General features: G+C 69.5%; 9 protein-coding genes. 2 read left to right on the plus strand and 7 right to left on the minus strand.

Annotated elements, in window-relative coordinates; all coding sequences use genetic code 11:
• Positions 1-2: 2 nt before the first annotated feature.
• Positions 3-2,195, plus strand: a complete 2,193-nt coding sequence (locus AC27VN_RS21825; RefSeq protein WP_490877870.1) for a TonB-dependent receptor — start codon at positions 3-5, stop codon at positions 2,193-2,195.
• A gap of 24 nt (positions 2,196-2,219) precedes the next feature.
• Here the strand turns inward: AC27VN_RS21825 and AC27VN_RS21830 are convergent, their stop codons facing one another.
• From AC27VN_RS21830 to AC27VN_RS21840, 3 genes are all read right to left on the minus strand, one after another.
• On the minus strand, positions 2,220-2,741 hold the full coding sequence (locus tag AC27VN_RS21830) for a hypothetical protein (protein ID WP_490877871.1): 522 nt from the start codon (positions 2,739-2,741) through the stop codon (positions 2,220-2,222).
• Positions 2,742-2,814: 73 nt separating this feature from the next.
• Positions 2,815-5,001, minus strand: a complete 2,187-nt coding sequence (locus tag AC27VN_RS21835) for a TonB-dependent receptor (protein WP_490877872.1) — start codon at positions 4,999-5,001, stop codon at positions 2,815-2,817.
• A gap of 344 nt (positions 5,002-5,345) precedes the next feature.
• On the minus strand, positions 5,346-5,687 hold the full coding sequence (locus AC27VN_RS21840; protein ID WP_057589884.1) for a hypothetical protein: 342 nt from the start codon (positions 5,685-5,687) through the stop codon (positions 5,346-5,348).
• Positions 5,688-5,834: 147 nt separating this feature from the next.
• Here AC27VN_RS21840 and AC27VN_RS21845 point away from each other — a divergent pair, with 147 nt between their 5' ends.
• On the plus strand, positions 5,835-6,590 hold the full coding sequence (locus tag AC27VN_RS21845) for an FTR1 family protein (RefSeq protein ID WP_490877873.1): 756 nt from the start codon (positions 5,835-5,837) through the stop codon (positions 6,588-6,590).
• A gap of 1 nt (position 6,591) precedes the next feature.
• Here AC27VN_RS21845 and AC27VN_RS21850 read toward each other — a convergent pair whose 3' ends face one another.
• The 4 genes from AC27VN_RS21850 to AC27VN_RS21865 all read right to left on the minus strand — a co-directional run.
• Positions 6,592-7,074, minus strand: coding sequence for a transcriptional repressor (locus AC27VN_RS21850; protein ID WP_490877874.1), 483 nt, complete (start codon positions 7,072-7,074; stop codon positions 6,592-6,594).
• Positions 7,075-7,208: 134 nt separating this feature from the next.
• Positions 7,209-8,000 carry an ABC transporter permease gene (locus AC27VN_RS21855; RefSeq protein WP_490877875.1) on the minus strand — a complete coding sequence of 264 codons (792 nt, stop codon included), beginning with the start codon at positions 7,998-8,000 and terminating at the stop codon, positions 7,209-7,211.
• Positions 7,997-8,647: an ABC transporter ATP-binding protein gene (locus AC27VN_RS21860; protein WP_490877876.1), complete on the minus strand. Its 651-nt coding sequence runs from the start codon at positions 8,645-8,647 to the stop codon at positions 7,997-7,999. The genes AC27VN_RS21855 and AC27VN_RS21860 overlap by 4 nt, the downstream gene beginning before the upstream one ends.
• Positions 8,648-8,726: 79 nt before the next feature.
• A partial coding sequence (locus tag AC27VN_RS21865) for a flavodoxin domain-containing protein (protein ID WP_490877877.1) occupies positions 8,727-9,956 on the minus strand: 1,230 nt, incomplete at its 5' end.

The raw sequence follows: 9,956 nt of genomic DNA on the forward strand, positions 1-9,956 counted from the left end.
CGCTGGGCGGCGGCAATTTCACGCTGGAGGCGGCCGATGCGGCGGCACCGGCCAGCCGTCCCACGCCTTCGGGTGCCGCAGCACCGGCCGCCGATCCCGCGATCCCGGGCGATGCGCTGGCACCGATCACGGTGACCGACCGCACGCAGAGCACCCTGATGGCGCCCACGCGCCAGGTCACGGTGATCGAACGCCAGGAGCTCGAGGGCCTGCGCCAGGGCTCCGACAGCGTGGCCACCCTGCTGAGCAAGGTCGTGCCGGGCATGGCCGACTCCAGCCACACCATCACCGACTACGGCCAGACCCTGCGCGGGCGCAACATGCTGGTGCTGGTCGACGGCATCCCGCTCAACACCAACCGCGACTCCTCGCGCAACCTGGCCAACGTCAACCCGGCCGATGTCGAGCAGATCGAGGTGCTGCGCGGCAGCAGCGCGATCTACGGCAGCGGCGCGGCCGGCGGCATCGTCTCCATCCGCACGCGCCAGCCCGACGGACAGACGCGCGCCGAGACCACGGTGACCGGCGTGACGCCGCTGTCGCGCATCGGTTCGGCGGGCTTCGGCGGCGAGGTGCAGCACTACCTCTCGGGCGCGGGCGAGAAGATCGACTACACGCTGAGCCTCGGCGCGCGCCGCGTCGGCGCCTCCTACGACGCGAAAGGCAACCGCATCGCGCCCGAGCCGAGCCAGGGCGACCTGTTCGACTCGAACATCTACAGCGCCTCGGCCAAGATCGGCTGGCGCATCGATGCGAACCAGCGGCTGCAGCTGTCCGCGAGCCACTACGACGCGAAGCAGGACACCGACTACGGCTCCGATCCCTCGGTGGCGAAGCTGCCCGCGGGCAGCGCCGCGGCCCGGCCGCTGCGCGGGCTGCAGCTGGCCGAGCAGAACCGCGTGAAGAACACGCTGGTGGGCATCGACTACCAGCACCGCGACATCGCCGGCAGCTCGCTGGCCGCGCAGTTCTACTACCGCGACTTCTTCACCCGCTTCGCGCCCTTCGATGCGCGCGGCGTGTCGGTGCGCGGCGCCAACCTGGACCAGGTGACGCAGAACTCCGAGGTCTACGGCGGCCGGCTGACCATCAAGACGCCGCTGGGCGCGGACAGGAAGACGCAACTGACCTGGGGCGCCGACTTCAACCAGGAACGCAGCGACATGCCGCTGGACGTGTTCGATCCGCGCCTGTACGACCTGAGCGGCGGCCTGCGCTTCCTCAAGACCGGCTCGCGCATCTTCATGCCGCCGATCACCACGCGCAGCCTCGGCGGCTTCGCCCAGCTGCAGCACCGCTTCGACGACCGGTGGTCGGTCGAAGGCGGCGTGCGCTACGACCGCGCCCGCACGCGCTTCGACAGCTTCGTGCCGCTGTCGCAATCGCGCGTGGCCAACCCGCGCCCGGTCAATGGCGGCGCGGTCGACTACAAGGGCTGGACCTACAACGCGGGCCTGGTCTTCAATCCGAGCAAGGCGCACGACCTCTACCTGTCGTACAGCCAGGGCTTCGAGCTGCCGGACATCGGCCTGCAGGTGCGCAATGCCACGCCGGCCTTCAACATCGCGGGCTCCGACCTGCAACCGGTCAAGACCGACACCTTCGAGCTCGGATGGCGCGGTCGCTTCTCCAACGTGGTCGCGAACCTCGCGGCCTTCCAGTCGCAGTCGGACCTCGGCGCCGTGCAGAGCTTCAACAACGGCCTGAACCTGCTGCGCACCAAGGAGCGCATCCATGGCCTCGAGGGCGCGCTCGACTACTTCAGCGACGACGAGCGCTGGGCCCTGGGCGGCAGCTTCACCTGGATGAAGGGCCGCGAGCTGCCGCAGGGTGCCGCGCGCTACCAGGACATGACCGGCTACCGCATCCCGCCGCTCAAGCTGACGGCCTACGTCGAGTACAAGCCCGACGGCCGGTGGAGCCACCGGCTGCAGGCGACCTCGTATTCGGGCAAGGACTACCGTCTCGATGGCGTGAGCAGCTTCGGGCGCCGCGACACCAGCGGCTACACCACGGTCGACCTGATCAGCCGCTGGAAGATCGACGACAGGAACAGCCTGGCGATCGGCGTGGAGAACCTCTTCAACCGGAAGTACTTCCCGCTCTACAGCCAGCTGCTTCGCAGCAACAACAACACGAGCCGCCTGCCGGCGCCCGGTGCCGTGCTGAAGCTGAGCTACACGCACCGCTGGTGAGGCGGTGCACAGAAGGCGCGAAGCTCAGTCGTCTCGCGCTTCGCGGCAGGCTTCGCACAGCACCTGCACTTCGACGGCCTCCACCGAGGCCGCCGGTACGTGGGTCTTGCAGGCATCGGCGATGAGCCGCGACAGCAGGCCCGTGCCCCGGAGGTCGACCCAGCGTCGGCAGCCGGTGCAGACCAGCCGGCCCGCGGCGTCGCAGGCATCGCTGTCGGGCAGGCTGTAGGTCGAGACGGCGCGGCCGTTGCGCTCCACCAGCAGGTGCTGGATCGCGCCCTCGGCCGCCAGCCGCTTGAGCGCCGAATAGATGGCCGACATGTTCATCGGCGTGCCCCGTTGCGTGAGCCTGCGGTGCAGGTCGCGCGGATGCAGGTTGCCGCCCTCGGACTCGGCCATGGCCGCGAGGATGCGGTCGTGCTGCAGCTGGTTGCGGTCGGTGACGCCGGAGTGCGGTCCGAACGCCGGATGGCGCAGGCCCGCCTTGCGGTTGACGAGGCGGGTCATCGCGTCGGGCTGCCACGGCGGGCTCGTGGGTGGATTCATCATCGGGCTCCTGAAACCTTCGGCTCGCGGGCGGACACGGCCGGTGGGCGATGAAGCCCGCCGGCCGCGCGCATCAGAACTTCGCGTTCAGCGACACGCGGAACGAGCGCGGCGCGCCCGGCGTGATGTTGGTGTTGCTGTTCGCGTTGAGGAAGTACTTGCGGTTGAACAGGTTCTCGACGTTCAGCTGCATCTGCACGTTGCGGTTGAGCGTGAAGAACACGGCCGCGTCGACGCGCGTGTAGCCCGGCAGCACCACGTTCGGGAACGGTGCCGCGTTGGTCACGATCTGCTCGCTCGACGCGAACATCTTGGCCTGGTGGATCACGCCGGCACCCGCGCCCCACATCGGCGAGAAGTCGTAGCGGTTCCACAGCGCGAAGGTGTGCTTGGGCACCTGGCCCACGCGCGCGCCGGCGCGAATCGTGGCCGAGGTGTCGGCCTTGAACTTGGCGTCGGTGTAGGAGTAGCCGCCCGAGACGCTCCAGGCCGGCGTGATGTTGCCGCTGAGGCCGAGCTCGAAGCCCTGGGTGCGCTGGCCGTCGCTGAGGATGGTGCGCGCGCCGGTCGGATCGGTCGGGTCGAGCACCACCACGTTGGAGCGGTCGAGGCGGTAGAGCGCGGCGGTGGCCGCGAGCGCGGGCAGCACGTCCCACTTGGCGCCGATCTCGTAGTTCTTGAACTTCTCGGGCTTGAGCGCCGACGAGCTCAGCGTGAGCGAGGACAGCTGGTCGCCCGCGCGCGGCTGGTAGGCGATGCTGTAGTTCGCGTACAGCGACAGCGGCTCGACCGGCTTGTAGATCACGCCCAGGCGCGGCGACACGAGGTCGTCGTTGGTCTTGAAGCGGTCGCCGTTGCGGTTGTTCTGGAAGTCGACGCGGAAGCGGTCGTAGCGCAGGCCCGCGATCAGCTGGAACTGCGGCGCCAGCTCGATCTGGTCCTGCACGTAGAGCGCCGCGACCTTGGCGGTGCCGCTGTTGTTGGCATCGGTCGCGGACTGGCGGTAGAACACCGGCGCGTAGGTCGTCGGCAGCCACAGCGGCACGTTCACGCTGGTGGCCGTGTTGTTGAAGTAGCCGGTGTTGCGGAAGTTGTCGGTGTCCTGCTTGCCGATCTCCGCGCCCACGAGGAACTTGTGCTTCACCGCGCCGGTGTTCAGCGTGAAGCTGATGTCGGTCTGGTTGAAGAAGCTCTTGCGCGTGGTCGCGTTGTCGTAGGCGCTGATCGCCACCGTGGTGCCGAGCGCGTTGACCGCGCCGGGGAACACGTTGCGGTAGAACTTGTCCTGCTCGGACCAGCGCGTGCGGTTGCGCAGCACCACGCCGTTGTCGAACTCGTGCTCGACCAGCACGTTGAAGGCATCGAGCGAAGACCAGGTCGGGCTGCCGGCCGCGTTGCCGAAGAAGGTCGAGGGATCGGTGACCACCGGCACGCCGCGGAACGAGGTGATGCCGCGGTCGGCGATACGCTTGTCCTTGAAGTGCTCGTAGCCCAGCGTCACCAGCGTCTTCGCGCTCGGGCGCCAGCTCAGCGTCGGGTTGATGCCCGAGCGCTCGAGCCAGACGCCGTCGCGGTAGCTCTTGGAGTTCTCGTACAAGCCGTTGAGGCGGAACGACAGCTGGTCGTTGATCGGCTGGTTGATGTCCGCCGTCAGGCGGCGGTTGCTGTGCGAACCGAGCGTGACCGAGGCGCCGTAGGACGGCGTCCACTCGGGCTGCTTGCTCACGCGGTTGATCAGCCCGCCGGTGGCGCCGCGGCCGAAGATCATCGCGTTCGGGCCCTTGAACACTTCCACGCGCTCGATGTTGTAGAGGTCGCGGTAGTACTGGACGTCGTCGCGGATGCCGTCGATGAAGAAGTCGCCGGTGGTGCTGATGCCGCGGAAGATCGGCGTCTCGCGGTTGCCCTCGCCCTGCGCGAAGCCCACGCCCGGCACGTAGCGCGCGGCTTCGGCAATGCTCTGCACCGCGCGGTCGCGCAGCTCGTCGCTGGTCACCACGCTGATCGACTGCGGCGTGTCGCGCAGCGGCGTGTCGGTCTTGGTGGCGGTGGTGCTGCGCTTGGCGGCATAGCCCTGCTCGGTGCCCGTGACGGTGATGGGCGGCAGCGAGTTGCTGCCGTCGGCGGTCTGCGACCAGGCGGTGGATGCGCCGAGGGCCAGGGTGGCGCCGGCGGTGAGCAGGTGAATCGCCCGGACGACGGCGCTGGGCGCGATCGCGGGTGCCATGCCCGGAAGGCGCGGGCTGCGTGACTTGTTCATTTGGAACTGATGAAGGGAAGAGAAGGCGCATTCGCGCCGGCTGCGAAAGAGCGCATCGCCGCTGCCACCTCCCCCTTCTGATCGCGGCCGCGAAAGAGACGGAAATACGAACGATTCGCAATTTCGAGCAAATGTAGAAGCAGGTAGTAGTACTGTCAAGTGCTACTGATTCGGCGCGATGCAAGGCATCCGAGCCAGATTCAATGGAGAGAAACGGAAGGCGTCGGCGCTGAAAGCCAAGGGTCAGTAGTCTTCAGGAGAACTACTTTCGTGTTGGGGAAATGCCACGCAAACGCGCGCGGCCGCCCCTCCGGCGCGTTCCGGATCCAGACGAATCGAGGGATTCAGGAGGGCTTGCTCGGGGTCTTCTCGACCCGCGCTGAGCGCACGCCGCTGATCTGGCCGCGCACGACCTTCCAGAAGTTCTTGGTGCCGTCGAGCAAGCGCCAGGCGTTCGAACGGTGCGCGAGCACGCCGACCTCGGGTAGCACGTCGCGCAGGTTCTTGAGGCCGAGGATCTTCAGGTACTTGCGCACGGTGGTCGGGCTGTGGATCAGCAGCACCACGCGCCAGCCGTAGTGCCGTCCGAGCAGCAGCATGCCGATCGCGCTTTCGAGGTCGTCGAGGTCGCCGTTGAACTCGTCGACGGCCCGGTCGACGATGCTGAGGATTTCTTGATCGTTCACGGCCACGGCGATACCCCTGAGTGCTGCTGAGCGCTGTTTCTGTTGTCGAAGGCGCGACGGCAGTGTCGCACGGGGCCGTTCGAGGAGGGCCGTGCGATACTTTACCAATGAGAATCGTTGTCATCTCGACGCCGCGCGGATTCACCGATGTTTGACGCCTTCGCCATCACCCTGCGCGAGCTGGCCGAGCTGATCCTGATCGTGGGCTCGCTGCATGTCTGCCTGCGCGAATCGCTGCGCTTCTCGCTGCTCAAGTACGTCGGCTGGGGCCTGGGCCTGGGGCTCGCGCCGGCCGCGGCGCTGTCGGTGCTGCTGATGGATGCCTCCGTCGACCGCAACGTCAGCGCCGGCCTCAGCACCCTGATGGCGATCGGCATCCTGTTCATGGCCACGAGCATGGGCGCCTCGGTGCGGCAGATCCGCGGCCGGGTCCACCTGTTCCACGAGGCCTGGCTCGACAGCCCGGCCGCGCCCTTCCTGGTCATCGCCTTCGTGGCGCTGTCGGCCTTTCGCGAATCGCTCGAGATCGCGGTCTTCGTGCGCGCGATCGGCGCGCGCGCCGGCATGGTGGATGCCGCGCTGGGCGTGCTGCTGGGCGTCGCGGCCACCGGGCTGCTGCTGCCCGCTTGGAAGTGGCTGCACCTGCGCGCGCGGCTGTTGCTGGCGTTCCGCATCTCGGCGCTGCTGCTGGCCCTGCTCGCGATCCAGTTGCTGCTCTACAGCGTGGCCGACCTGCTGCGCATCCCCGAGCTGCGCGACGACGGCGTGGCCTGGGCGCTGACCGTGGCGCCCTTCTTCGAGGAGGGCGCGCGCCATGCCTGGCTGTGCGCCGTGCTGATGCTGCCGCCGCTCTACTGGGTGCTGCGCGGCTGGTGGTCGGAGACGGCCGCGCGCGTCGAGTAGTTCAGTCCGGCGTGCCCGCGCTGCAGCGGTTGCACGCGATCCACACCACGATGTCTTCCTTCGAGGCCACGGGCAGTCCCTGGTCGGCCCCGACCTTCGCGACCTGCTCGCGCAACTGGATGTCGTCGGCGACCACGCTGGCACCGCAGCTTCGGCACTGGAAGCGGATGCGCGACGAGGCGCGCTCCTCGCCGTAGAGGTAGGTGAATACGGGCCGCCCGCGCACCTGCCGCACCCGCCGCTCGATCACCCGCTTCTTCTCGAGCAGGTGCAGCGTGCGGTACACGCGCGACACCGCGGCGGCATTCGATTCCTCGACCCCGCGCGGATAGAGCTCCTGGGCCGTGCAGGCCTGGCCCGCGTTCGACATCAGCCGGCCGAGGATCTGCAGGCGCTCGGGGTTGACGCGGATGTCCGCGTCCTCGAGGCGCCGCTGGATGGCGGCGTCGTCGAGCGTTGCTTCCCGGTGTTTTTCAGCAGGCATGGGCATGGTCGATGGGGCTATACGGTGGCCGCCGCGGTGCGGCGCGCTCTCCAAAAGCATGATGCAGCGCAGTTGCAAAACTGCCGGATGGATTGAAAACAGCAGGTAAAGATGGCTGCATCCGCATGATCGGTTCAGCGCAGGCGGTCGGCGCGCAGCCGCTGCCGGTCGTCGGTCAGCGAGCGCGCCGCCAGGTAGACCGCGCCGGCGGCCGCCACGCCACCGGCGCCGGTCAGCAGGAACAGCAGCAGGATCTGGTACTTCGCGGCCTCGACCGGGTCCATGCCCGCGAGCAGCTGGCCGGTCATGATGCCGGGCAAGGTGATCACGCCGGCCGCCGACATCTGGTTGACGATCGGGATCATCCCCTTGCGGATCGACGAGCGGATCAGCGCCGCCATCGCCTGGTGAATGGTCGCGCCCAGCGCCAGCCGGGCCTCGATGCGCGCACGCCCCGCGGTCACGCCTTCGAAGAAGCTGTCGAGCCCGAGGCTGGCCGAATTGAGCACGCTGCCGAGCACGATGCCCATCAGCGGGATCGCATAGCGCGGGTCGTACCAGGGCTGCGGCCGGATCGCGGTCATCAGCGCCAGCACCACCGTCGCCACGCTCGACACGCCCACGGCCGCCGCGCCGATGCCGAAGTTGCCGCCGCCGCGCAGCCGGTGCGCGGGTCGCACCGCCACCTCGCGTGCCGCGGCCAGGATCATCAGCAGCACGATGGCCAGGGTGGCGCCCGGTGAAGCCGCCGCGAACACGAAGCGCAGCACCAGCCCCACCAGCAGTAACTGCACCACCATGCGCGCGGCCGCCCACAACACCTGCCGATGCAGTTGCAGCCCCAGCAGCAGCGAGGCGAGCGCGTTCAGCAGCACGAGCACCGTGGCGAGCACCAGATCGGTGGCGTCGAGATGGATGGGGCTCATGCGACGCTCCCCGCCGGCTGCAGCCGGCCCGCGTTCAGTTCGAGATGACGTGCCGCGACGCGCGCGGCCTGCTCATGGGAATGCGTGACCCAGAGCAGCGTCAGCCCCGCGGCCTGCTCGCGCGCCAGCAGCGCTTCGACCGCGAGCGTGGTGGCGGGGTCGAGCGAGGCGGTGGGTTCGTCGAGCAGCAGCACCACGGGGCGGTGCGCGAGCGAGCGCAACAGGGCCAGCCGCTGGCGCTCGCCGGTCGACAGCCGCGCGATGTCGGCCTGCAGCACGTCGCGCGGCAGGCTCAGCTCCGCGATCCATCCCGCGAGCACGCCGCTGTCGAGCCCCGCCGGGAAGTGCTCGGCCACGCCCATGCCCCACCACGCCGGCTCCGCCGCCTGGTAGATCACGCGCCGGCGCCATTCGGGGCCCGACAGCGCCGCGCGATCGGTGCCGTCGAGCACCACGCGGCCCTCGCCCGGGTCGAGGTCGGCCACCAGCCGCAGGAACACGCTCTTGCCCGAGCCCGAGGGACCGAGGATGGCGATGCATTCGCCGCGCGCGGCCTGCAGCGCGATGGGGCCGACGTGCAACGCACGCAGGCCCTCGATGGACAGGTGGGCCGGGTCGGGGGCGGAAGGACGGGAAAGCTCGGGCATGCGCGAAAGAATGGCCAAAGCCCCGAGCTTGCCGATCAAGCTGAACGGCGGCTGAAGCGCCGCCTCCGCGCGCGCCTTCTCAGTACACGTCGCGCCGGTAACGCCCTTCGGCGATCAGGTCATCGAGCGTGGCACGCCCCAGCGCGGCCTCGAGCGCCTCGTCCACGCCCGCGGCCATGCCGTGCAAGCTGCCGCAGACGAAGATCGCGGCGCCCTCGCCCACCCAGCGGCGCAGGTCGCCCGCATGCTCGCGCAGGCGGTCCTGCACGTAGATGCGCGGCGCATGGTCGCGCGAGAACGCGAGGTCGACGCGCTCGACCTGGCCCGCGGCCTGCCAGTGGCGCAGCTCGTCCATGAAGAAGGCGTCGCGCGCCAGTTGGCGCTCGCCGAACACCAGCCAGTTGCGACGATGGCCACGCTCGATGCGTTCGCGCAGATGGCCGCGCAGGCCGGCATAACCCGAGCCGTTGCCCACGAAGATGCAGGGGCGGTCGTCGGCCATGGGCGCGAAGCCGGGATTGGCGAACAGGCGCAGCGGCAGCTGCGCCATCAACGGCGCATGCGCCGTGAGCCAGCCCGAGGCAATGCCGAGGCCCTGCTCATGGCGCGCCTGCCGCACGAGCAGCCGCAGATGGCCCTCCGAGGGCAGGCTCGCGATCGAATAGCGGCGCGTGGCGAGCGGCACCAACGCATCGGCCAGCGCTTGCGCGTCGAGGCCTTGCACCAGTGCCTGCGGCGCGGGCACGGCGCTGCGGGACAGGGCTTCGGCGAGCGTGCAGTGCCGGCCCTGGAACACGACGGGTGCGTCCGCGGTCCACGACGTGGCGCGCAACAGGGCCGCCACCGTGTCGGCCGCGAGCCGCGGCTGCAGTTCGGCCAGTGCGCCGGGCCGCCACGCGGCGGCCGCTTCGGGCGGCGCGGCGAGTTCGATCTCGTAGAGCGGCGCACCGAGGCTGCCGGGATTCAGCAGCCGGCGCGCGCTCAAGGTCCAGGGCTCGAACGCGGGCGCTAGCGGTTCATCGGCCAGCGCTTCGGCCGGCACTGCATCGGCACCATGCAGCGCGACCAGTTGCCGGCGCCAGCGCGCGAGCGCGGCCGTGTCGCCGTTGTCGACCTCGATCATCGGAAACAGCGACTGCGCGCCCGCCGCCACCAGCGCATGGTCGAGCGCATGGCCGAAGCCGCAGAAGCGCGCGTAGTGCCGGTCGCCGAGCGCCAGCAGGCCGTAGCGCAGGTGCGCGAGCGCATCGCCGCCGACCTGCACCAGCCGCTGCGCGAAGCGCCGCGCCGCATCGGGCGGGCCGCCCTC

The organism is Variovorax sp. 20P10.2.4, assembly GCF_058244205.1.

Excerpts from the sequence above, each read along its gene's own strand:
- AC27VN_RS21855 (WP_490877875.1), bottom strand. The coding sequence starts at position 8,000 with ATGAGCCCCATCCATCTCGACGCCACCGATCTGGTGCTCGCCACGGTG.
- AC27VN_RS21845 (WP_490877873.1), top strand. The coding sequence starts at position 5,835 with ATGTTTGACGCCTTCGCCATCACCCTGCGCGAGCTGGCCGAGCTGATC.
- AC27VN_RS21860 (WP_490877876.1), bottom strand. The coding sequence starts at position 8,647 with ATGCCCGAGCTTTCCCGTCCTTCCGCCCCCGACCCGGCCCACCTGTCC.
- AC27VN_RS21835 (WP_490877872.1), bottom strand. The coding sequence starts at position 5,001 with ATGAACAAGTCACGCAGCCCGCGCCTTCCGGGCATGGCACCCGCGATC.
- AC27VN_RS21830 (WP_490877871.1), bottom strand. The coding sequence starts at position 2,741 with ATGAATCCACCCACGAGCCCGCCGTGGCAGCCCGACGCGATGACCCGC.
- AC27VN_RS21850 (WP_490877874.1), bottom strand. The coding sequence starts at position 7,074 with ATGCCTGCTGAAAAACACCGGGAAGCAACGCTCGACGACGCCGCCATC.